This is a genomic window from Prevotella merdae, assembly GCF_900290275.1.
GTDB classification, from domain to species: domain Bacteria; phylum Bacteroidota; class Bacteroidia; order Bacteroidales; family Bacteroidaceae; genus Prevotella; species Prevotella merdae.
In genome coordinates this window covers 234,917-258,849 of sequence record NZ_LT985325.1, presented here as the reverse complement: position 1 = coordinate 258,849, position 23,933 = coordinate 234,917, and the positions used below count along the sequence as shown (strand labels likewise).

16 protein-coding genes and 2 tRNA genes are annotated in these 23,933 nt (G+C 44.6%); 8 read left to right on the top strand and 10 right to left on the bottom strand.

Annotated elements, in window-relative coordinates:
* The first annotated feature begins 111 nt into the window (after positions 1 to 111).
* The 4 genes from C9991_RS13385 to C9991_RS13370 all read left to right on the top strand — a co-directional run bounded on the left by C9991_RS13385 (position 112) and on the right by C9991_RS13370 (position 8,654).
* Positions 112 to 825 (top strand): T9SS type B sorting domain-containing protein, encoded by a 714-nt coding sequence (locus C9991_RS13385; protein WP_106813026.1) that lies wholly within the window; start codon positions 112 to 114, stop codon positions 823 to 825.
* Between the two features lie 65 nt (positions 826 to 890).
* The gene (gene uvrA / locus C9991_RS13380) at positions 891 to 3,725 is read left to right on the top strand and encodes an excinuclease ABC subunit UvrA (protein WP_106813025.1); all 2,835 of its coding nucleotides are present in this window, start codon (positions 891 to 893) and stop codon (positions 3,723 to 3,725) included.
* 18 nt (positions 3,726 to 3,743) lie between these two features.
* Complete coding sequence (locus C9991_RS13375) at positions 3,744 to 4,481, top strand: ABC transporter ATP-binding protein (protein WP_106813024.1); 738 nt, start codon at positions 3,744 to 3,746, stop codon at positions 4,479 to 4,481.
* 99 nt (positions 4,482 to 4,580) lie between these two features.
* Positions 4,581 to 8,654, top strand: coding sequence for a glycoside hydrolase family 2 TIM barrel-domain containing protein (locus C9991_RS13370; RefSeq protein WP_106813023.1), 4,074 nt, complete (start codon positions 4,581 to 4,583; stop codon positions 8,652 to 8,654).
* 279 nt (positions 8,655 to 8,933) lie between these two features.
* Here C9991_RS13370 and C9991_RS13365 read toward each other — a convergent pair whose 3' ends face one another.
* From C9991_RS13365 to nth, 3 genes are all read right to left on the bottom strand, one after another.
* A complete protein-coding gene (locus C9991_RS13365) occupies positions 8,934 to 10,370 on the bottom strand; it encodes an AAA family ATPase (RefSeq protein ID WP_106813022.1) in 1,437 nt (478 codons plus the stop codon).
* A 346-nt stretch (positions 10,371 to 10,716) separates the two neighbouring features.
* A complete protein-coding gene (locus C9991_RS13360) occupies positions 10,717 to 12,312 on the bottom strand; it encodes a ComEC/Rec2 family competence protein (protein ID WP_157949482.1) in 1,596 nt (531 codons plus the stop codon).
* A gap of 5 nt (positions 12,313 to 12,317) precedes the next feature.
* Positions 12,318 to 12,971 carry an endonuclease III gene (nth, locus tag C9991_RS13355; protein ID WP_106813020.1) on the bottom strand — a complete coding sequence of 218 codons (654 nt, stop codon included), beginning with the start codon at positions 12,969 to 12,971 and terminating at the stop codon, positions 12,318 to 12,320.
* A gap of 283 nt (positions 12,972 to 13,254) precedes the next feature.
* Here nth and C9991_RS13350 point away from each other — a divergent pair, with 283 nt between their 5' ends.
* Positions 13,255 to 14,190, top strand: a complete 936-nt coding sequence (locus tag C9991_RS13350; protein WP_106813019.1) for a YitT family protein — start codon at positions 13,255 to 13,257, stop codon at positions 14,188 to 14,190.
* Between the two features lie 22 nt (positions 14,191 to 14,212).
* On the opposite strand, the gene C9991_RS17185 is transcribed toward C9991_RS13350, so the two are convergent.
* The 3 genes from C9991_RS17185 to C9991_RS13340 all read right to left on the bottom strand — a co-directional run bounded on the left by C9991_RS17185 (position 14,213) and on the right by C9991_RS13340 (position 15,361).
* Positions 14,213 to 14,347 (bottom strand): hypothetical protein, encoded by a 135-nt coding sequence (locus C9991_RS17185; protein ID WP_255414802.1) that lies wholly within the window; start codon positions 14,345 to 14,347, stop codon positions 14,213 to 14,215.
* Between the two features lie 137 nt (positions 14,348 to 14,484).
* Positions 14,485 to 15,108, bottom strand: coding sequence for an OmpH/Skp family outer membrane protein (locus C9991_RS13345; protein WP_106813018.1), 624 nt, complete (start codon positions 15,106 to 15,108; stop codon positions 14,485 to 14,487).
* 58 nt (positions 15,109 to 15,166) lie between these two features.
* Positions 15,167 to 15,361 (bottom strand): hypothetical protein, encoded by a 195-nt coding sequence (locus C9991_RS13340; protein WP_106813017.1) that lies wholly within the window; start codon positions 15,359 to 15,361, stop codon positions 15,167 to 15,169.
* A gap of 214 nt (positions 15,362 to 15,575) precedes the next feature.
* Between C9991_RS13340 and C9991_RS13335 the strand changes: the two genes are divergently transcribed.
* The 3 genes from C9991_RS13335 to C9991_RS13325 all read left to right on the top strand — a co-directional run bounded on the left by C9991_RS13335 (position 15,576) and on the right by C9991_RS13325 (position 20,101).
* Positions 15,576 to 17,024, top strand: coding sequence for an aminoacyl-histidine dipeptidase (locus C9991_RS13335; RefSeq protein WP_106813016.1), 1,449 nt, complete (start codon positions 15,576 to 15,578; stop codon positions 17,022 to 17,024).
* A 303-nt stretch (positions 17,025 to 17,327) separates the two neighbouring features.
* Positions 17,328 to 18,680, top strand: coding sequence for a hypothetical protein (locus C9991_RS13330; RefSeq protein WP_157949481.1), 1,353 nt, complete (start codon positions 17,328 to 17,330; stop codon positions 18,678 to 18,680).
* 32 nt (positions 18,681 to 18,712) lie between these two features.
* Positions 18,713 to 20,101 carry a hypothetical protein gene (locus C9991_RS13325; protein ID WP_157949480.1) on the top strand — a complete coding sequence of 463 codons (1,389 nt, stop codon included), beginning with the start codon at positions 18,713 to 18,715 and terminating at the stop codon, positions 20,099 to 20,101.
* Positions 20,102 to 20,209: 108 nt separating this feature from the next.
* On the opposite strand, the gene ltrA is transcribed toward C9991_RS13325, so the two are convergent.
* The 4 genes from ltrA to spt form a co-directional block, all read right to left on the bottom strand.
* A complete protein-coding gene (gene ltrA, locus C9991_RS13320; RefSeq protein WP_106810824.1) occupies positions 20,210 to 21,616 on the bottom strand; it encodes a group II intron reverse transcriptase/maturase in 1,407 nt (468 codons plus the stop codon).
* 549 nt (positions 21,617 to 22,165) lie between these two features.
* Positions 22,166 to 22,239 (bottom strand) — tRNA-Pro (locus C9991_RS13315).
* A gap of 78 nt (positions 22,240 to 22,317) precedes the next feature.
* Positions 22,318 to 22,391: transfer RNA gene (locus C9991_RS13310), tRNA-Pro, on the bottom strand.
* A gap of 198 nt (positions 22,392 to 22,589) precedes the next feature.
* Entirely contained in the window at positions 22,590 to 23,780 is a 1,191-nt protein-coding gene (gene spt, locus C9991_RS13305) for a serine palmitoyltransferase (RefSeq protein WP_106813013.1), read from the bottom strand.
* Between the last annotated feature and the right edge of the window lie 153 nt (positions 23,781 to 23,933).

The following is a 23,933-nucleotide window of genomic DNA, read 5'->3' as shown; positions in this document are numbered from 1 at the left end:
TCTGCAAAAGTACACAAAATAACTTGTACAAAGAAATGTTTGTCTATAAATAACGTTATTAAACAGCCATTGAGTTTTGTGATGTGGGATATATTATATAACTTTGCACGTATGAACCACATCAGATTATTACTTTTCATCATAGCATGCCTCACCCTTCAAGTACATGCCGATGAAGTGCCCACTATCGACCCTCAAGCCACATTCCTTACACCTGAGGGCGAGGAGACTGGCACAAGCTATTCGGGCTCTGCCCCACTAACAGTGCGCTTTGCTGCCAACGCCACCAATATTGGTATATATACCCCACACTATGAATGGCGTTTCTGCAAGGAAGGTACTAACACGCCCTACCTCATACGGTACGACGAGGATACCGAGTACACATTCACCGAAGCGGGTGTCAGTACCGTTGTGCTGTATGCCACCTTTGTCAACGGAACCGACACCATTGCCTATACAGCCGATTATTGGGCAGATGCAGAACCAATAAAGGTATCTATATCTGAGAGTAGTCTTGAATTTCCAAACGCTTTCTCGCCCAATGGCGACGGCATAAACGATATATACAAGGCTAAAAGCGGATACCAGAGTATTGTGGAGTTTCATGCTTACATCTTTAACAGATGGGGACAGAAACTGTACGAATGGACCGATCCTGCCGATGGTTGGGACGGCAAGTATCATGGCAAGGATGTTAAGCAAGGCGTATACTATGTACTGGTAAAGGCTAAGGGTGCCGATGGACGCAAATATGACATTAAGAAGGATGTCAATCTGCTGCGCGGCTATACCGAGACATCCGGCAACGGAGGCGAGCAATAAACATACAACGCATAACTATCATTATTGTTTAGTAGGGTAATAATTTATCGAATTCAATATAATTCATGAATAGCAATCAAGAAGAAGGTAAGATTAGTGTTTGGGGCGCACGCGTCCACAATCTTAAGAACATCGACGTTGAGATACCGCACGGATCGCTTACCGTCATTACCGGACTGAGTGGTTCGGGTAAGTCGTCGCTTGCCTTCGACACAATATACGCCGAAGGACAACGTCGCTATATTGAAACTTTCTCGGCATATGCACGCAACTTTCTTGGTGGTATGGAGCGCCCTGATGTCGACAAGATAACAGGCTTAAGCCCTGTTATATCCATAGAGCAAAAGACCACCAACAAGAATCCACGCTCTACCGTTGGCACTACAACCGAGATATACGACTATCTGCGTCTACTTTACGCACGTGCCGGAATTGCATATAGCTACAACACGGGCGAACGTATGGTGAAGTATACAGAGGAGCGCATCGTCGAAATGATAAACACTAATTATGCCGGACACCGCATATACATACTCGCTCCTGTTGTAAGACAACGCAAGGGACACTACCGCGAATTGTTTGAGAGTCTGCGACGCAAGGGCTACCTATATGCACGCGTAGACGGCGAGATTGTGGATATAACGCCAGGCATGAAGACCGACCGCTACAAGAACCATAATATCGAGGTGGTTATTGACAAGATGCAAATGCGTGAGGGTTTTGACGACCGTCTGCGAAAGACTATTACTACTGCCATGAAGCAAGGCGATGGCATTGTGATGATTCTTGACAAGGATACTGGAGAAGCCAAGAGTTTTTCCAAGCGACTTATGTGTCCCACAACTGGTCTATCCTATCGTGACCCAGCACCCAATATGTTCTCGTTCAACTCGCCAGAAGGTGCCTGTCCACATTGTAAGGGACTTGGTTATGTCAACGAGATTGACTTAAAGAAGGTAATACCCGACAATTCGCTCTCAATACATGCCGGTGCAATTGTGCCGCTTGGCAAATACAAGAACCAGATGATATTCTGGCAGATAGACGCCATACTTGAGAAGATAGGGCTGAACATCAAGACTCCTGTAGCCGAGATACCAGATGACACCATGAGCGAGATACTTTATGGTTCGCTCGAGCAGGTGCGCATAGACAAGGCATTAGTGCATACATCATCCGACTACTTCACTACCTTCGACGGCGTAATTAAGTATCTGCGCACAGTAATAGAGAACGACGACTCTACAAGCGGCCAGAAATGGGCCGACCAATTTCTTGCCACTTGCGAGTGTCCCGAGTGTCATGGCATGCGTCTATGCCGTGAGTCGTTGTCGTATCGTATATGGGACAAGAATATATCCGAGATTTCTTCCTTCGACATCAAGCAATTATGCGAGTGGCTTGACGAGGCCGAAGAGCATCTTGACGACAAGCAACGCTCTATAGCCACAGAGATATTGCACGAGATACGCACTCGTCTTAAGTTCTTGCTCGATGTGGGTCTCGACTATCTATCGCTCAACCGACAGTCGGTTACGCTATCAGGTGGCGAGAGTCAACGCATACGTCTTGCCACACAAATAGGTTCACAACTTGTCAATGTGTTATACATACTCGACGAGCCAAGTATTGGTCTGCACCAACGCGATAACGAGCGACTTATCCACTCGCTTAAAGAGTTGCGCGACCTTGGCAACACCGTGGTTGTAGTAGAACATGATAAAGACATGATGCTTGCTGCCGACTGGATTATAGATATTGGTCCGCGTGCCGGAATGCACGGTGGCGAGGTGGTTTTCCAAGGCACACCAAAGCAGATGCTGAAACAACACACCATTACGTCCGATTATCTTAACGGGGTTAGACAGATTGCCATTCCTGCCGAACGGCGCAAGGGCAACGGCAAAGCCCTTACTATATACGGTGCAAGGGGAAATAACCTAAAGAATGTGGATGTGCAGTTTCCGCTTGGCAAGCTTATTGTGGTTACTGGTGTCAGCGGTTCGGGCAAGTCGACTCTTGTTAACGAGACGTTGCAACCTATACTCTCGCAACACTTCTATCGCTCGCTCAAGAAACCTATGCCATACGACCGTGTGGAAGGTCTTGAATATATAGATAAGGTGGTAAATGTGGATCAGTCGCCTCTTGGACGTACTCCACGCTCCAATCCTGCAACATATACGGGTGTATTCTCTGATATACGCTCCCTGTTCGTAGCTCTGCCAGAGGCCAAGATACGTGGCTACAAGCCGGGACGTTTTTCATTCAACGTTAAAGGTGGGCGTTGCGAGACATGCAAGGGCAATGGATACAAGACTATAGAGATGAACTTCTTGCCCGATGTGCTTGTGCCTTGCGAGGTGTGTCACGGCAAACGCTACAACCGAGAGACATTGGAGGTGCGATACAAAGGCAAGAGTATTGCCGACGTATTGGACATGACAATAAACCAGGCAGTTGAGTTCTTCGAGAATGTTCCTTCCATACTACAAAAGATAAAGACAATACAGGACGTTGGATTGGGATATATCAAGTTGGGACAGCCATCCACTACTCTATCAGGTGGAGAAAGCCAGCGCGTAAAACTTGCTACCGAACTTAGCAAGCGCGACACAGGCAAGACTCTATACATCCTCGACGAGCCTACAACGGGTCTGCACTTTGAGGACATACGCATACTGATGGATGTACTGCAAAAACTTGTCGACCGTGGCAATACGGTTGTCATTATCGAGCATAACCTTGACGTGATAAAACTTGCCGACTATATTATTGATATAGGTCCGGAAGGCGGACGTGGTGGAGGTCGTGTATTGACTGCCGGAACACCAGAGGAAGTGGCAATGTCTAAGGAAGGATACACGCCTAAATTCTTAAAAATGGAATTGGGAGAATAAACTATAATACAAGAAACTATGCAGTTACAGATAAATAATCTAAAGAAATGCTTTGGGGATAAGACAGCCGTCGACATTCCTGATTTCAAAATAGACAATGGCGAGATAATTGGTCTGGTGGGCAACAACGGTGCCGGAAAAACCACTCTCTTTCGACTGATGCTCGACTTGCTGAAAGCCGACGAAGGCAGCGTTACTATGATGCCCAAAGCAAACGACACAGACGTAGAAGTAATAGAGGAGATAAATCCTGCCAAGTCGGAAGACTGGAAGACTATGACTGGTGCCTACATCGACACCAGCTTTCTTATCGACTTTCTATCCGCAGAAGAATACTTCGAGTTTGTTGGCAAGATTTCGGGATTATCTAAGGATGTAATAGCCGAACGTCTAAAGATGTTTGACACATTCATGAATGGTGAGGTGTTGGAACAGAAGAAATACATACGCGACTTTTCGGCTGGCAACAAGCAGAAAGTAGGTATTATTGCAGCTCTGCTTAACCAACCCCAACTCGTTATTCTTGACGAACCGTTCAACTTCTTAGACCCAAGTAGCCAAAACCAGTTGAAACGTCTTATTACCGATTTCAACAAACAAACTGGCGCCACTATACTTGTGTCGAGCCACAACCTGCAACACACCGTAGAGATATCTACACGTGTGGCTCTGCTTGAGCATGGTAAGATAATAGCCAACCTCGACAACTCGGAAGGCAAAGCCGAGGAAAAACTTGAAGAGTATTTTAACGTTTAGTAATGCAGCGCATAGCATGCTGTATGAAATAAAATGCTTACCTTTGCAGAGTGTATATATAAAAGCAACAAAACTATAAAACGTATATAGCTTAAACCTATGAACAAATCTACTTTAACAATGCTCGCTGCCCTTTTAGCAGCACCTATGTATGCTCAAGTAGCACCGCTCGGTGGCTTCTACTACGGACAAATGCCCCAGCCTTCGGGATGGGAATGGCAGAGTCCCGATTCTGTAGCCTACAACAAACAGCAACCACATGCATGGTTCTTTTCGTTTGCCAATAGCGACGAGGCAAGACGTGTGTTGCCTGAAAACTCTTCACTTTGGCAAACACTTGATGGTGAATGGCAATTTCATTGGGCCAAGAACCCAGATGAACGTCCTAAGGATTTCTTCCGCACCGATTTTGATGCCTCAACATGGGACCGTGTACAGGTGCCTATGAACTGGAATACAGCCGGAATGAATGATAAGGGCGAGTTTAAATATGGCTATCCGCTATACTCTAACCAGCGTGTCATCTTCCAGCATAAGGTAAAGGTAGACGATTGGCGTGGTGGTGTTATGCGCGCGCCACAAACCAACTGGATGACATATCGCAACCGCAACGAGGTGGGATCGTATCGTCGTTCGTTCTCTATCCCCGCCAATTGGCAAGGCAAAGAGATATACATCAACTTCGATGGTGTAGACTCTTTCTTCTATATCTACATCAATGGCAAGTACGTAGGTTTCTCAAAGAACTCACGCAACTTGGCTCAATTCGACATTACACCTTATTTAAATAGTAAGGGCGAGAATATTGTGGCTGTTGAGGTTTACCGCCATAGCGACGGCTCATTCCTTGAGAGTCAGGATATGTTCCGCCTTCCGGGTATCTTCCGCTCGGTATCGCTCACAGCCAAACCTAAGGTTCAGGTGCGCGACATAAAGGCTATACCCGATTATGACGCTACCTTCACCAATGCATCGCTTAAGATTTCGGCAGAGGTAAGAAACCTTACAACCAAGGCAGCCAAGGGCTACACCATTGACTACAAGTTATACGAAAACCGTCTGTATTCTGACGAGAACACTTTGGTGCCAAATATCGGCGCAACAGCTACTGTAGGCGAGGTTGGCAAGAACGGTCGCCTTACAGCCGATGTTACGCTAAACGCTGGCAACATCGTTAAGCCTTGGAGCGCAGAGGCTCCTCACCGCTACACATTAGTGGGTCAACTTAAGGACAAAAAGGGTAATGTAGTTGAGACATTCTCTACCATTGTTGGTTTCCGTAAGATAGAGATTAAGGATACACCTGCCGATAAGGACGAGTTTGGACTTGCTGGCCGCTACTACTATCTCAATGGACAGCCTATAAAGATGAAGGGTGTTAACCGCCACGAGAACAATCCGGCTACCGGTCATTATGTTTCGCGCGAGCAGATGCAACATGAGGTGTTCCTTATGAAACGCGGCAACATCAACCACGTACGCAATTGCCACTACCCTGATGCTCCATATTGGTACTACCTATGCGATAAGTATGGCATCTATCTTGAGGATGAGGCCAACATTGAGAGCCACGAATATTACTATGGCAAAGAATCGTTGTCGCACGTTAAGGAGTTCCGCAACGCACATGTAGCACGCAATATGGAGATGGTTCACGCTACTGTTAACAGTCCGTCTGTTGTGATATGGAGTCTTGGCAACGAGGCTGGTCCTGGCGACACCTTTAAAGACTGCTACGCCGCCATCAAGGCTTACGACACAAGTCGCCCAGTGCAGTACGAGCGCAACAACAATATCGTGGATATGGGTTCAAACCAATATCCGTCTATTCCTTGGGTTCAAGAGGCTGTTAAGGGCAAGTACGACATAAAGTATCCATATCACATCTCGGAGTATGCCCACTCTATGGGCAACGCAGTAGGCAACCTTGTTGACTACTGGAACGCTATCGAGAGCACCAACTTCTTTATGGGTGGTGCCATATGGGACTGGGTAGACCAGGCAATATACAATATCGACCCAAAGACCGGCAAACGCTATTGGGGATATGGTGGCGACTTCGGCATGGACAATAAGCCTAACGATGGTATGTTCTGTATGAACGGCATTATGCGCCCTGATCTCTCGCCCAAGGCTCAGTACTTCGAAGTTAAGAAGGTATACCAGAATGTTGGTGTCAAGGCTATTGACATGACCAAGGGCAGAATAGAGATATTCAACAAGAACTACTTTGAGCCGTTGCGCGGATACCAGATAGTATGGTCGCTATGGAAGGATGGCGAGTGCATAGAGAGCAATAAGAGTCTGATGGGAGCCAAGAACATTGTTGGTCCACGCGAACGTCAGGAGTATACTCTCGACTATGACTTTGCAAAACTCGACGCTCAGAGCGAGTACTTTGTAAAGATTCAGTTCCTGCAGGGCAAGGATATGCCTTGGGCAGAAAAGGGCTACGCACAGATGGAAGAGCAGCTTCTGGTAAAGGAAGCCACAGTCAAGCACGAGCCTCTTGCAACTGCAGCTGCCGACGACAGCAATATCTACTACACACAGGACGCAAAGAGCATAAAGGTTAAGGGCGACAACTTCAACGCTACATTCGACCTAAAGACTGGTGCAATTGAATCTCTGTCGTACGCAGGAAATACTGTATTTGCCGATGGCAACGGACCAAAACTCGACGCTTTCCGCGCTCCTACCGACAACGATGCCGGTATTGGCTACCCCAATGCATGGTTTAAGTACGGTCTTTACAACCTTGACCACAAGGTGGTAGGCCAGCCTATAGTGTCAAAGCTTAAGGATGGAGCGTTGCAGATAAGCCTTACTGTGGAGAGCCAAGGCAAGGAGGGTTGCAAGCAGGTATACGGCAATCGCGACCGCGACCCGCAGTCGGCCTACACCTTCAATACCGACAAGCACGCTCTGGGCAAGGACGACCTGAAGTTTGCAACCAACCAGATATACACTATATATAAGGATGGTTCAATAGAATTGCAAAGTGCAATCTCTTCTAACCGTCCTAGTGTCATACTGCCTCGTATAGGCTACGCAATGAAGTTGCCTAAGACATACAACAACTTCGACTATTATGGTCGTGGTCCGGTTAACAACTACAACGACCGCAAAACGGGTCAGTTCATTGAACATCACCATGGCATCGTGGGCGAACAGGACATAATTCTGCCAAAACCACAATCTATGGGCAACCGCGAAGAGGTTCGCTGGTGCGCACTTAGCGAAAGCGGCAAGCCTGCAGTTGTATTCGTAGCCGACAACACCATGTCTGTATCGGCATTGCCTTGGAGTGCTCAGCAAATGACAGTTGTAGCCCATGCCAATGAATTGCCTGAGACAGACGGCACCTATCTGCATCTTGATGCCAAGGTAACTGGTCTTGGTGGTGCAAGCTGTGGACAAGGCGGACCATTGTCTCCCGACCGCACATACGCACGTAACTATAACTTTGGCTTCGTTATTCGTCCTGCCACAGCAGTAGGAAACGAGGCTATGCTTAAGGCAGCACAAGTATCGCTCTCTGGCGAACAGCCTATAAGCATTGAGCACAAAGCCACTGGTATGGTTACACTTAGCAGTCCGGCACAGAACCGCACCATAATGTACAGCATTAATGGAGCCAAGAAAGCTGTTGCTTATAACGAACCGATAAACATGCGTAATGGTGGAACCATAACAACATGGTATAAGGAGAATCCGAAACTTCGCACAACCATGACATTTGACAAGGTAGACTTTGTGCCTCTGCAGGTTGTCTTCGCCTCGTCAGAGGAGCCCGAGGAGGGTGATGCCGCAAACATTGCCGATGGCGATGAGTCTACAATATGGCACACTATGTACTCTATCACGCTGGCTAAATATCCTCACTGGATTGACTTCGATGCTTCGGAGGAAAAGACAATGAAGGGATTCAAGCTTACACCTCGTCAGGACTCTGGTTATGGCCGTATCAAGGATTATGAGATATATGTAAGCAACGACGGCAAGAATTGGGGTGAGCCTATTGCCAAGGGCGAATTCGACCGCACCGCAGAAATGAAGAAGGTGATGTTTGACAAGCCTGTCAAGGCACGCTTCATACGCTTCCGTGCACTTAGCGCACACTATGGCGTAGACTATGCTTCGGCTGCCGAGTTTGCATTGATAGCTGAATAGACGGCAATTGCCAAATAACAAAACAGGAGGTAAACACTTCAAACAAGTGTTTGCCTCCTGTTTTGTTATTAGCACTTCAATAAACGAATACGTTATCATCGGCTTACGATAACGTTATCGTTTTTTACCCCCAAAAGAGCCTTATATTACTTAGCAATTTATATTATATTAAATGGACAAATAATATATATTAAATGGGCAAGTAATATATATTAAATGAGCAAGTAATATTTTGGATAGCATTTGTGCGTTGACGAGACCAAAGGCAATACTATATTATCACTTAAATAAATTCTCCATTGTAACTTCTTTCTGCACAATTCCACTATGCTTGCCATACGCCACGCCATAAGTGGTAATCATCGTAAGATGAACAGTCTGTTTGGGCGACAAAGTGCTCTTCAATGCCTCTATGCGATGGCGCAAACGCATTTCTTCATCCTTACTTATATGATAAGGAGCACTGGCAAACTTCATCTCACACAAATTGACCACGTTGTCATCCCTAAGAATCAACAAGTCAATCTGCACGCCTTCTTGTTCATCATCTCCCTTCACACTCCAGGCAGAAACAGAAGATTTGACACCAGCAATCTGAAGAGCACGCTTGATTTGCTCTATATGTTGCCAACAAACCTCCTCAAAAGCCACCCCATGCCAAGCCTTCAGAATGTCTGAAGTCATGTTATCATTGGCAAAACCTGCATCACATGCATTAGCTTTCACATATTTCAGCCAAAAGAGGCAGAAATTATCCATCAACTTATAGCATTCCACACTCTTCGCCTTACCATAAGGATGATATCTCTTAATAAAATCACTCTCCACCAAAGCTGCAAGCGTATTCGTTAATCCACCACCCAAAGGAATACCGGTGGCTTTACTGATTTCCTCACGAGTGAAACCTGCATGACGAGTAGCCAACTGCCTGACTACCTTCTTGCTTTCCTCTGGATTGTTGAAGATGGCAGCAAAAAGTCGGTTGAACTCATCACGCAAACGAGGCTTGCTACCAAACAGAATCTTATCCACATTCTGCTCGAAGCTCAATCCTTTTTGGAAATAGCTTATATAATAAGGTATGCCTCCAAACACCATATAACTTTGCAAGATATCATATTGGCTCATTTGGATTTGAGCATGCTCAAAATACTCCTCACACTCTCGCAAGGTAAAAGGAGACAGTTTGATTTCCGCAGTCAATCTGCCATAAAGTCCACCTTTGTTTCTCGACAAATTGCTAAGAATCCATGAGGTAGCACTGCCACAAACGATCAGCATGATGTTATCTCTGCCACTGCACCATCCATTCCAAAAGTTCTCGAAAGCAGGAAGAAAGCCAGACCTAGGCGTATCCATCCATGGCAGTTCATCTATAAAGACAACTTGCCGCTCACCTGTATCCAAGTGCTGCAACAACTGTTCCAGCTGGAAGAATGCCTCCATCCAAGACTTAGGTTGTTTATATCCCTCAAGTCCTTGATTAAGAAGCGCATAATAGAAGCTCTCCAGTTGAACCTTCATCCGACTTTTGTCACTATCTTGGTCAACTGGCGAAACCCCTGTATGCTGAAAGGTAATGCGATCCTTCAGTGCCTGTTTGATAAGAAACGTTTTGCCCACACGTCGTCTGCCATATACGGCGACAAACTCAGGTCGGTCACTGTAATACAACTTTTCTAATTCTGCAATTTCCTCTTTTCTTCCTACTATCATAGTCTCAAAACTTATTATATTCTGCCGCAAAAGTACAAAAAATATAGTTTGCGGCAAAATACAATATACTATATTCTGCCGCAGCTATGCTTTTTTAGTAATTTGCGGCAGGATATAATCGTTTTATGTATCAGCTTTGATTGCAAATCCATTCACATGGAGTTGGAAGAATTCAAGTAATGAGATGAACAGCAAGTATTTCGACCGCAAGCAGTCTGGTTATGGAGTGGATAGTCATTGCTATATAAAATTGGGAGCTACCTATGTGTTTGGATTCGGCAAACACGTAAAACAAAATAATGAGGCTTCAAGACAAAATGGTGCCGGTTCGGCAATATTGGAACAATTATACTCTCGGTCGGAAATTGTCAAAGGGTTTATAAATCTTCTCCAAATAGAACAGCAAGGCATACACCACTGCCACAACAAGATAGACAAGCCATAGCTGCACATTGCTAAGCTCAATACCGTCGACACTTGCAGCCGGCAACGATGACACCCAAGCAAGCGACAATGTCAATGCCTTAGCAATCCATCCTACAGCTATTGCAACCAAACCCTGAAGACATGGAACGAAGAACAACGCATACATAACTACCGATAGATAAATAAGGACTGTTGCCAATGGGATGGCTATGAAATTGGAAAGAAGAAAATAGCATGAGAAACGTCCAAAGTAATATGCCACGAGCGGTGCAACCATAAGTTGAGCTGACAACGAAACAACTATCATAGAGAAACACCAATTAACCAATGGATGTGTTTCAAGATATTTATGGCTTACAAACACACGCAACCGTTCGTTGAACAACAGAATGCCAAGAACAGCAAGGAAGGACATCTGAAAACCTACATCCCACAAGCTCCACGGACTGGCAAGCAACAACACCAATGCTGCAAAGGCAAGATAATTGAGCGACATATTATTGCGCTGCAACATCTGTGCAAACGTAAACAATGTGAGCATAAAAGCCGAACGCAGCAAACTCAATGGCATGCCAACCATTGCTGTATATCCCCATACGGCAATAATGATGAATGCCGACATCAGTATGTTATGCCTCCTTCTACCGAAAATCATTACAAGCAAAGCGTATAGTATGCCAAGATGCAGACCCGATAGTGCCAAAACATGCGAAGCACCTGATACCGAGAAACTTTCGCGCAACTCGGCCGTAAGACTGCTCTTGTCGCCAAGTGTCATAGCTGCCACTACTCCATATGCCTCATTGGATATGGCAAGCTCACGATAACGCTTAAGCAGTTTCTCGCGCAATGTCATGCACCTAAGTTGCACACGTTGCACTCCCGACAAATGGTCAAGTTGTACAACATCACGTTGCCATGCTCCATCACGCAGAAAGCAACGCGCCACAATATCGTGAACCTTTAGCCAACGCTGATAGTCGAAGTGGGTTGCTATATTATATGCTCCACCTTTATTATATGCACCATGTTGGCTTGAATAATCGTCAATATCCAAGAATTGCGTATAGCCAACAATGCCATCGCCTATAGACAAAGCAGATATGTTGTTCGCATCTTTGCCTTTAGGTAGATAGGCATATACACGATGACCGGCAAAACGTCCGTCGGCTATTGTCAACTCGCAACGCAATGTCTTTGTGCGCTCAACCGGCAATGAAGACACTACAGCCGAGAAAGGTTCGGAGGTTTGGATAAAATAGAAATGCGACCGTTCTACACTCATGCTCATGCGCAAAGCGCCACCTATTATGATGCAGCCAAAAAGCATGAGGCTTTGCACCATTGGCCTTACATTAGTGTTATAGGCTACAAATGCCGCAGCCACAGCCACAACAAAGATGCCAAGCCATATACGCACACCCACAACATCGGCAAGCACATCGCCCAAGGCAATGCCTAAGATAAGCATTGCCACAACCCAGACAAGCGGATTAAGCTGCAACGTGCTGTTCATATACATTACTTCTGCAGTTTGGAACCTTCAATACGCTTGGGACACACATTAGCCAATTCGCATTTATCGCAATGCGGCTTGCGCGATGTGCATACATATCTGCCATGAAGCAAAAGCCAATGGTGAGCACGAGCAAGATCAGATGCCGGAATATGCTTTACAAGTTCTTGCTCTACTTTAAAAGGAGTGTCGGCTGTACGCGGAACAAGTCCAAGACGATGGCTGACTCTAAACACATGAGTGTCTACTGGCATTGCCGCCTGTCCAAAAGCAACCGCCTGCATAACATTAGCTGTCTTGCGACCTACACCAGGCAACTTAAGCAAGCTGTCAAAGTCGGCTGGCACTTCTCCCATAAAATCATTAACCAGCATCTGCGACAACTCTACAAGATGACGTGCCTTGGCATTGGGATAGCTCACGCTCTTTACATATTCGTATATCTCTGCCTCATCAGCCTCAGCCATAGATTGAGCGTCAGGATAATGTGCAAACAACTCGGGTGTTACCTGATTGACACGCTTGTCGGTACATTGCGCACTAAGCACAACGGCTACAAGCAACTGAAATATGGAACCAAACTCAAGCTCGGTTGTAACCTCGGGATGAAGCTGTCGAAAATAGTCGAGTACGTAGGTATATAGTTGTTTCTTTGTCATATCTGTCTTCTTTCGTAATCATCCAATAGCATTATATTGATTGGAAGTATTTTGAATTTCAAAGATACAACTTTTTAATGAAATACGTACGTCTCTTTAAAGATATTTTTTATAAGATACTAATATTGCCAAACACTACGATTTCATTATTTTCCAACTCCTAAACAGAAAATTAAACTATCCAACAAAACGTTGTCAGCAAAAATTCTTGCCGTTTTTATTTATTCTTATTAACTTTGCATACAGAGATAAAAATGAAACTAATCTAAAGATACCACAATTTATGCAATCAAGAAGAAACAAAGGTAAGTTGTTGCGCCAGTTGCGCGACTATGGCATCATCACTATCGCAATGATGTTAGGCGTTATCGGCCTCAACCTATTCCTGCTGCCAAACGAGATAACCACTGGCGGCATTATGGGTGTGGCATCGATTGTGTATTGGGGAACTGGCATCCCAGTACAAAACACCTTCTTTGCGCTTAACGGCGTGCTGCTAATTATAGCCTTAAAGGTACTAGGATGGCACTTTTGTGCCAAAACTATTTATGGAGTAGTAGTATTCACAGTAGGCTCGGCTATACTGCAGAGCGTTATACCTCCAGGACTGCATCTGCTTGCCGACCAAAAGTTTATGGCATGTATGGTAGGAGCTGTGTTCTTGGGTACAAGCATTGGTATGGGTCTATCTGCAGGAGGCTCTACTGGTGGTTCGGACGTTATAGCGGCTATGATACACAAATATCGCGATGTTTCGTTAGGCCACATCATCCTGTTCTGCGATCTTACAATTATTACATCTTCGTATGTAGTGTTGCAAGACTGGGAGAAGGTACTATATGGCTACGTGCTACTGTTTGTCATCTCGTTTGTTGTAGACCATTTGGTAAACTCGTTGCGCCAAAGTGTGCAGTTCTTCATCATCTCTGACAAATATCAGGAGATAGGCGAGGCCATCAACGAGATAGCCGACCGAGGTTGCTCTATGCTAAACGGTAGCGGATTCTTTACGAAGAAAGACATCAAGGTGATATTCTGCATAGCAAAGAAGAGCGAGTCGAACTTTATCTTCGAACTAATTGATGAGATAGACCCTAATGCCTTCGTAGCACAGTCGGCCGTTGTAGGTGTATACGGACAGGGATTCGACCGTGTCAAGGCACATCGAAAGCTCAATCTGAAGGAGTTGCGCGAGAAGATGCAGCAGAATAAGGAATAACATAAAACAACATCGTCTTACTTTAAGTATAGATGATGTTGTTTTTTTGTTGTCCGTTTGTAATAATCACATGCTCTATCTTGCTCTTGAGCTTTACAATCTCCAGGCTGTCGGTCTTTTTCTTAGCCGATGCTGTCGGGCACAAGATCAGCAGCACAACCACGTTGAGTGACTGATCTTCAGCAAATAACACACAGCAGAAACAACACCCCACTTATCCTTATAGCTTATAAAGACAGCGCCGCCGAAGACGATAATATCTTCGGCGGCGCTACTTATTATATAATGTATTTATTACTTCTTCTTTGTATCTGCAGCCTTTGCCTCCTTAGGAGCCTGCTTGTAAGCCTTGTTAAGACCTGCGATAACCTCGTTGGTGATGTCGTGTGTCTTGTCAGCATAAAGGATATTATCGCCAGCCTTTGAAAGGATAAGGCTGTACTTCTTGTCCTTATTGTATACAGCGAGGAAGTGCTGGATAGAGTCGCGCAGAGCGTTGTTGTACTTCTCTGTCTCTGCTTGGAACTCAGAACTTAGACGCTGGTTAAGAGCCTGAAGATCATTGTTCTGCTTCTGAAGAGACATCTGTATCTGCTGTGCCTGCTCACGTGTGTATGCATTCTGCTGTACCTTCTGCTGGAAGTTGGCAGCTGCTGCCTCAAGAGCTTGCTGCTTCTGTGCAAGAGTGTTCTGGATATTCTGACCCTTCTTCTGAAGAATAAGCGAATAGTCCTTACAGAACTTATACTGTGACATAATGCTGTCTACCTCTACAAAGGCAACCTTTGTGTCAGTAGAAGCTGTCTGTGTAGCAACTGGTTTGTCATCTGTCTGCGACTTTGACTTGTCGCAAGAAGTCATTGTCATTGCTGCCATAGCTGCAACGACAAGTGTACCAAAAATGTTTTTCTTGTTCATATCTATTATTTATTATTATCAAATTGAATTAAAACTCTCAACTCAAAAGTCAAAACTCTTAATAGGCTCTGTTCTTGTCTCTTGCCTCTCTGTCTTGATCCATAACACAGTGTATTCCGAGTTTACGCAAACCCGGATTGTCGTGTACGTGCTGTGACGAGAACTTACCATTGCGCTTGAGCAGCAACTTTATTGAAAGCAATGCAAATGCTATAGCAATAATTAACAGGCTTAAAAGCAAAAGTTTAATCATTTTTACTAACTTTGTATCGGAATGCAGCAAACCACATCCAATATATTTGTTATACCTTATATATTATATATGGTTTCGACATACCCCACCCCAGCGGGCAAAGCACAGCGAAACAAATTACTCGCTGCAAAGGTATAGTAAATCCGCCGCATATCAAAATAAATTATTGAAAATTCAGATTAATATTGTTTCAACATAAAGAAATTAAGAAAAAATGAGTAATTGTGAATTGAAACCTGCTCGCGTATTCGAGCAGTTTGCTGAAATCAACAAGATTCCTCGTCCTTCTAAGCACGAGGAGAAGATGATTGATTATCTTAAGGAGTTTGCCGAGAAGCGCAACCTTGAGCACGAGGTAGACGAGACTGGCAACGTCATTATCCGAAAGCCTGCCACCAAGGGGCACGAGAATGCTCCTATGGTAAGCCTTCAGAGCCACATGGACATGGTATGCGACAAGCTTGTAGACGTTGACATCAACTTCCAAACAGATGCTATCCAGACATACGTTGACGGCGAGTGGCTTACAGCTAAAGGCACAACACTTGGTGCAGACGACGGTATTGGCTGCGCTATTGAGTTGGCTATCCTCGACAGCGACGATATAGAACATGGACCTATCGAGTGTGTTTTCACACGCGATGAGGAGACAAGCCTCACTGGTGCTATGGGCATGAAGGCTGGTTTCATGAAGGGCGATATGCTTATCAACCTCGACTCTGAGGACGAGGGACAGATCTTTATCTCTTGCGCTGGTGGCAAGACAACATCTGCCAAGTTTACATTCACACGCGAGCAAGCTCCTGAGGGTTACTTCTTCCTCCAGGCTTCTATCAAGGGTTTGAAGGGTGGCCACTCTGGCGACGATATCAACAAGAAGCGCGCTAATGCCATAAAGATTCTCACACGCTTCCTTTACAAGGAGCAGGAGAAGATGGATCTACATCTTGCATCATTCAACTCTGGCAAGTTGCACAACGCTATTCCTCGCGATGGTGTTATCGTATTTGCTGTACCTGCAAGCGAGAAGGAAACTATACGTGTAGACTGGAACGTATTTACTGCCAATGTTGAGGAAGAATATCACGTTTCTGATACAACAATGGAGTTCAATCTCGAAAGCGCAGAAGCAACTGCCGTTATCGAAAAGGGCGTAAGCCATCGCTTCATACTTGCTATGCAGGCTGTTGACAATGGCGTGTTTGCTATGTGCCAGGACGAGGCTCTTGCATATATGGTTGAGACATCTAACAATGTGGCAAGCGTAGCTACTTCTGATAACGAGATAAATATCGTTACTTCGCAGCGCTCTAACGTTATGAGCAACCTCGAGAACGAAACCAACACCGTTAAGGCAGCTTTCGAACTCGCCGGTGCCGAGGTTAAGATGAGCGACGGCTATCCTGCATGGAAGATGAACCCAGACAGCAAACTCACAAAGGTTGCAGTTGAGTCTTATAAGAAACTCTTCGGCAAAGAGCCTATCGTTAAGGGCATTCACGCCGGTCTTGAGTGCGGATTGTTCTCAGAGCGCTATCCTAACCTCGACATGGTTTCGTTTGGTCCTACACTGCGCGATGTTCATACACCAGACGAGCGCCTGTATATCCCAACCGTACAAATGGTATGGGATCACTTGCTTGACATCTTGAAGAACGTGTAATGGATTGTTATAAAAATCCTTGACACGTGGTATTTTATTCTACTGTATTCAATGAGTACTATATTTAACGAAATACTGTATTCAATGAACTACTGTATATTATGAACCGAACTTTCGCAAGTTCAGTAATATATATAATAAGGTAGCGGAGGACATAGGCCTCCGCTTTTTGTTACATAAAGACATAATTATGTCTATTTACAATATTATTTATATTTTTCGTTACATTTTATTGCATTTATAATTATTTTTATTACATTTGCATCATCGTTCACCAACAACAAACAATAAAATGTAAAGATTATGAGAAAATTTACACTTTCTGTTGCTTTAGCATTGGGTTGCACTTATAGCACTTCTGCACAGATACCAAGCCTACTGCAAAGCAAACTAATAGATACACAAAAGATAAAGACGGCCGCCAAAGAAGCCAACGACTTATGGAAGCCATCACACGAAACTCTTTATATGCCCAATGACAACGATAGTTGGACTAAGGACTCTGAACACTATTACACATATAATACATCTGGCAATATACTTGTATCACTATCCGACGATGGAAAACAGAAGATAAAGATTGTAAGCACATACGACGAAAATGGACAGCTTCTTACCGAAACCACTTATCGCACAGACAATGGTTCGGACGAACTAAAACCTCGTATGATGAAAGAATACACATACGATCCTTATATCCACGACCTTGCCACGTCTTTTTTCTTTAGTACCATCAGCAACGGAGAGTGGCAACACTTTTATGGCAGTTGCTACAAACGAACTATTGAGCGCGACAACCAAGGCAGAGTTACAAGCATAACTAAGTCGATTCTTGATGCTCCCGACCACTACACTGACCAGATAAAGAGTCTGTTCACATATAATGGTACAAGCAAGGCTCCCGTTTCATACGAATACCAAACATCTAATGGTAGCACGCTAACTACATCTGCCAAATACGTGGATCTGAAATGGGCAAAAAACACAGGCGAATACCTTGGTGCCTACTCTACCAACTGGTTTACTAACGGCAACTTCCTGGAGTCGGCAACTATTAAAAGCGATAGCTATGGCGATATTCTCCTAACAGCTACAGACAAGGGCAACGGCTCGTATGAGGTAGAGCAGACATACACAGCCGAAAGTCTAAAGTCGCAGAAGGAAATACAGAAATACGAGACTTTGGATGATAACGGCAGTTTCAAATACAGCGATCTCTTCTATTTCAATATTGAGGGCAATGCCGCAACCGACGACGATCTATATCAGGGTACAATAATTGAGACTTCATACGACGACCATAAAAACATTGTGTTGTACGAAAGTCGCAATGTGTCGCAAACCGGCATTGAAAACGCTAAGATTGCCGACGGCATACGCAACGAATACGTTTACGGTGGAGAACATGGCGAGATAACCCAGACCACTACATGGACTTTCAGCTACAACGACAATGAGTATATGCCCGACTCAAAGGTTGTTGCCGACGATTTTACAAATGTTTCAACAGGAATAAGCCACTGCACAATACAACAGAAAAGCAAGCATAACGCCAACGGAGTATACACATTGCAAGGTGTAAAGGTTGCTCAATCGGATACCGCCACACTACCCCACGGCATATACATCATAAACGGAAAGAAGATTATAAAATAACTCAATATCACAAACAAAAAAATTCAATGCTTATGAAAAATTTTACACTTGCCGTACTTACGGCTACATTCGTCGCCACTGGCGCTTTTGCACAGACATCTGCCGACAAGAACATACTGCCAGTAAAAACTAAAGCTCTGCTTGAGAAGTTTGAAAAGAATATGCATGCCGTTAAAACCATGCCGGCAACAATTAAGACTATGCGCGCCAAACGTGCCAATGAGGCTGCTATATGGAAACCACAGCACGACATCCAGTACTCGTACGATGAGGGTTGGGATAAGGATGCAGAGAACAATTATACCTACAATGCACAAGGTCTTGTACTGACTCAGGTACTTGATGCAGGTGGTGACTTTACAAAGCTCGAGAATACATACAACTCTAAAGGTCAAATAACCCACCAAATTATGTCTATTTCTGAGGACGGTAAAACATACGAAACTTACTCGGAACGTGTTCAGGAATATGACGAGCAAACTGGATATACCACAAAATATGAATCTAAAGTATCCGATGGAGAAGGTGGCACAACGACTGGTAGAGGCTCCAACTACACAACTATCGAGCGAAATAGCAATGGCAATATTACCAAACTGACCAAATACACAATGAGCGGTGGCGAATACGCCGAAAGCGAACGTATGGAGATTGAATATGCCAATGGCGGAAATGCTCCTACAACCATCACATGCTATGGTTATGACGAGGACGATGCAACATATGGCATAACAGAGACATACACCGACATGACTTGGACTAAGTCGGATGGACAATTAACCAGTACCGACCCGTTAGACCTTATCAGTGAAACCAACCAACTGAAGTCATGCACTATTCCTGAAGACGATATTACATTAAAGTTTAATGTAGACGCAAAGGACAATGGAGCCTTCACCATCAGAGTCACATATGATGGATACCCAGCTTCTGTGATATATGCAGAGGAAAAGTTGGAATTCACAGACAACAACGGAAGCTACCGATATGGTATGTATATTTATAATTATAACCAGGTAGTAAGCGCCAACTATATTGAAGAGAAGTTTGATGACCATGGCAATAGCATCCTACAAGAAGAATGGGAAACTTCGGAAGAGAATATGTATGCCGAAAACAGCAAAACTGGTGCTGTACTTGTTGATGGCATTAAGCACGAATACAAGTACGATGGACCTCACGGAGAGATGACCGAAGACATTGAGTCGGATTACGACTCTGACGAGGATGCATACTTACCATACATGAAGGTGACATACGACTCTTTCGTTGATGCTACTGTAACAGCCATTAAGGGTATAAATGCCAATGCCGACGAACCTGCAACATTCTACAACCTCCAGGGTATGAAGGTTAATGGCAATGCCAAGGGTCTCTATATCATGAAGCAAGGCAGCAAGACTGTCAAGATAATGAAATAAGTATAGCAACATACAAATCGAGTAGGAGGAAAACGAAGCAGTTTTCTTCCTACTTTCGTTTTCCGACCTCTCACACCACCGTACGTGCGGTTCCGCATACGGCGGTTCCTATTTTGGATACCATTCGAGATACGCCTCCATTAAAGTAGCATACCCTGCGGAGCGTAGTTTATTGTTATCTATCGCCCTTTTTAGAACAGGGCTGTCAGCTATTCGCCAATAGCCCTTGCGAGTGTTACCCCATTCGTATGCTTGGTATTTATTGATACCGCATCTAATGAGGTTTGCCACTTTTGTCTTGACTTTCTTCCAAGCTTTCCATATACACATGCGTATTCTACGTCTTAACCATTCGTCTGTTACAAGCAAGAGACGCTTCATATTGGCAAAGTGATAATAGCCGACCCAACCTCGTATGTATTCTTTCAGCTTCTGCTTTCTCTTGGCATATCCCCATCCATTGCTGCGGTTTGTCAGTTCTTTCAACCTTGACTTCATCTTGGCTTTGGACTTTGGGTGCACCGTGAGTTGGCATTCGCCTTTCATCACATAAAAGGAGTAGCCGAGGTATTTCACTCCGCGCACATACGACACTACGGTCTTTTCCTTGTTGACTTTGAGATATAGAGTATTCTCTATAAATCGGGTTATAGACTCCTTCACTCGCATTGCAGCCCTTTTGGACTTGCAGAATATCATCGAGTCATCGGCATAGCGCACAAAGGGGAGTTCTCTGCGTTCAAGTTCCTTGTCCAATTCGTTGAGCATTATGTTACTCAACAATGGACTTAGCGGACCGCCTTGGGGAGTTCCTTCCTCGCTCGCTTCAAACAAACCTTTGTTCATTACACCACTTCGGAGATATTTGTGTATAAGACTGACCACTCTGCCGTCTTTTATCGTACGGCTGAGGATTTCTATGAGTTTGCTATGGCTCACCGTGTCGAAGAAGCGTTCAAGGTCAAGGTCGACTACATATATGTAGCCTTCGTTGACTATCCTTCGCGCTCCTCGTAGTGCGTCATGGCATCCTCTTCTCGGACGGAAGCCGTAGCTCGTCTTGGAGAATTGGTTCTCATAGATGGGAGTCAATACTTGGTTGATGGCTTGTTGCACCAGACGGTCTACTACTGTAGGTATTCCCAACAGGCGCATCTTGCCATTGTCCTTGGGTATTTCTACCCTTTTTACTGGGTTCGGACGGTAAGAACCGTCCATCAAGGAACGGGTGAGTTCATCCTTATTGGTCAGGAGCCATGGGAACAATTGCTCGCACGACATCTTGTCGATACCACCACAGCCCTTGTTTCTCATAACTGCTTTGTATGCTCGATTGAGATTTGTGGGACTAAGAATTTGCTCGAAAAGGTGTTCCTTGTCGAATGGTACTTCCACGATGTTGTCTTCACACATCCACATGAAGGTCTGCACTCCCCCATACCATTCGGTTTCCGACCTATTTCTTTGGGGGCAGCCATTAACTTGGGATAATGTTTTCTGCATTCTTTCCTTCATAAGGTATGTTTCAATTACTATCGTTTAATTGTTAGGTTCAGCCCTTCGTGCAACGTTATCGATTGTTGCACTACTATGACGTCTGCTGACTTCTCACGGCAAGCTTTACTCCACTTCTTTCGTAAAAACAACTATTTGAAGCGTCCGTGAGACCTCCTCGGATAAGGGCGTTGTCTTTCCATCTTATACCTACTTCATTTACACCGACCGTTCCGAATAGCTATTGGGCTTTGGTTTGAATAGCAACCTCACCCACGGTCACATGCCTTATATGAAGTTTCTGTCCGTTAGGTCAGATGTTTGTCTTGGGCTTCCTTCAGATTTCATCTCGCGATGAACACCCTTGCCTTTGACTATGCAATTCCCGCTATTAGGGCTTGCTCGGGACTTTCACCCGTTAGACAATGCTCATGCCGAGCGTACTACNCCTTTGACTATGCAATTCCCGCTATTAGGGCTTGCTCGGGACTTTCACCCGTTAGACAATGCTCATGCCGAGCGTACTACGCAAAAAAGGCTCTTCTAAATAAGAAGAGCCTTTTTTGTTTGTCGGGGCGACAGGATTCGAACCTGCGACCACCTGGTCCCAAACCAGGCGCGCTACCGGACTGCGCTACACCCCGTTGGAGGATTTCATCATTTTTGTCTCTATAGTCTGACATTAAATACAAACCTTAAAGAGACTTTTACATCGAAAGAGGTCGGGGCGACAGGATTCGAACCTGCGACCACCTGGTCCCAAACCAGGCGCGCTACCGGACTGCGCTACACCCCGTTTTTCGATTGCGAGTGCAAAGGTATAAATAATAATTGTATCTACCAAACATTTTGCTAAAAAAAATTAGCAAAAACTTTAAAAAATATGGGCATTAACAACTATCATTTTAGTTATTAATGCCCATCAGCATATTATATCCGTATATTATATAATGTATTACGTTGTTACGAATACGTTATTTTTACGAAATTCTACTTAGTCCTTGATGATATCAAGCTCCTTGAACACACGTTTCAATATCTGCACACCACGCTCTACCTGCTCCTCAGTATGAGTAGCCATCAATGCGAAGCGTACAAGAGTGTCCTGAGGTGCGCAAGCTGGCGGAATAACCGGATTGATAAACACGCCATACTCAAAAGCCTTAGCTGTAGCTTGGAATGTCTTGTCTACATCGTGTACATAAAGAGGAATGATTGGGCTCTGTGTCTCGCCTATCTCAAATCCTTCTTCCTTGAAGCGTCGCAATGCATAATTGGTAACCTTCCAGAGTTTCTCAATGCGCTCAGGCTCATTCTTGATGATGTGCAATGCCTCAAGAGCAGCTGCTGTAGCAGCAGGAGTGTTAGACGCACTAAAGATATATGTACGGCATGTATGACGAAGATAGTTGATAGTATCTTTGTCGCTAGCGATAAAGCCACCTATACTTGCCATTGACTTAGAGAAAGTACCCATGATAAGGTCTATCTCGTCTGTCAATCCGAAATAGTCGCATACACCACGACCTTCCTTGCCAAATACTCCAAGACCATGAGCCTCGTCTACCATGATAGAGCAGTTGTACTTATGCTTCAACTCCACAATCTTAGGCAGGTTAGCCAAGTCGCCCTCCATAGAGAACACGCCATCAACAACGATAAGCTTGATAGCCTCGTGTGGCAGATTCTTGAGCACACGCTCAAGATCGTCCATATCGTTGTGCTTGTAGTGCAACTGTGTGGCAAACGACAGACGACGTCCGTCAACAATACTTGCATGGTCGCGGTCGTCGCAGATGATATAGTCGCCACGTCCTACCACTACCGCAAGAACGCCCGAGTTTACAAAGAAACCTGTAGAGAAGCACAATGTCTCGTCCTTGCCTATATATTCGGCAAGTTCCTTCTCGAGCTGCACATGCAAGTCGAGAGTACCATTGAGGAAACGGCTACCAGCACAGCCCGAACCATACTTGTCCAAAGCCGCCTTTGCTGCATCAATAATTCGCTGGTCACCAGTAAGACCAGTATAAGCATTAGAGCCAAACATGAGGACCTTATGTCCACCCATTTCCACTTCTGTGCCCTGCTTGCTCGTTATTTCACGAAAATAGGGATACACGCCCTCTGCCATGTACTTCTGTGGAAGACGATAGCTCTTGTATTTTTCCTGTAATTGTCCCATTTTAATTTTATATAGGTATCAAAAAACCCAATATTGTTATTTCCAAGGTGCAAAGTTACAAATAAAAACCAATATAATAACCTTTTTCCTAAGAAATGTGGTATTTTGAGTAATTTTAATCAAGAAAAAACCAAAATGAAACTTTAAATTATT

Bases quoted from the DNA above. Each gene is read 5' to 3' on its own strand.
- C9991_RS13385 (WP_106813026.1), top strand. From the start codon at position 112: ATGAACCACATCAGATTATTACTTTTCATCATAGCATGCCTCACCCTT.
- uvrA (WP_106813025.1), top strand. From the start codon at position 891: ATGAATAGCAATCAAGAAGAAGGTAAGATTAGTGTTTGGGGCGCACGC.
- C9991_RS13375 (WP_106813024.1), top strand. From the start codon at position 3,744: ATGCAGTTACAGATAAATAATCTAAAGAAATGCTTTGGGGATAAGACA.
- C9991_RS13370 (WP_106813023.1), top strand. From the start codon at position 4,581: ATGAACAAATCTACTTTAACAATGCTCGCTGCCCTTTTAGCAGCACCT.
- C9991_RS13365 (WP_106813022.1), bottom strand. From the start codon at position 10,370: ATGATAGTAGGAAGAAAAGAGGAAATTGCAGAATTAGAAAAGTTGTAT.
- C9991_RS13360 (WP_157949482.1), bottom strand. From the start codon at position 12,312: ATGAACAGCACGTTGCAGCTTAATCCGCTTGTCTGGGTTGTGGCAATG.
- nth (WP_106813020.1), bottom strand. From the start codon at position 12,971: ATGACAAAGAAACAACTATATACCTACGTACTCGACTATTTTCGACAG.
- C9991_RS13350 (WP_106813019.1), top strand. From the start codon at position 13,255: ATGCAATCAAGAAGAAACAAAGGTAAGTTGTTGCGCCAGTTGCGCGAC.
- C9991_RS13345 (WP_106813018.1), bottom strand. From the start codon at position 15,108: ATGAACAAGAAAAACATTTTTGGTACACTTGTCGTTGCAGCTATGGCA.
- C9991_RS13340 (WP_106813017.1), bottom strand. From the start codon at position 15,361: ATGATTAAACTTTTGCTTTTAAGCCTGTTAATTATTGCTATAGCATTT.
- C9991_RS13335 (WP_106813016.1), top strand. From the start codon at position 15,576: ATGAGTAATTGTGAATTGAAACCTGCTCGCGTATTCGAGCAGTTTGCT.
- C9991_RS13330 (WP_157949481.1), top strand. From the start codon at position 17,328: ATGAGAAAATTTACACTTTCTGTTGCTTTAGCATTGGGTTGCACTTAT.
- C9991_RS13325 (WP_157949480.1), top strand. From the start codon at position 18,713: ATGAAAAATTTTACACTTGCCGTACTTACGGCTACATTCGTCGCCACT.
- ltrA (WP_106810824.1), bottom strand. From the start codon at position 21,616: ATGAAGGAAAGAATGCAGAAAACATTATCCCAAGTTAATGGCTGCCCC.
- spt (WP_106813013.1), bottom strand. From the start codon at position 23,780: ATGGGACAATTACAGGAAAAATACAAGAGCTATCGTCTTCCACAGAAG.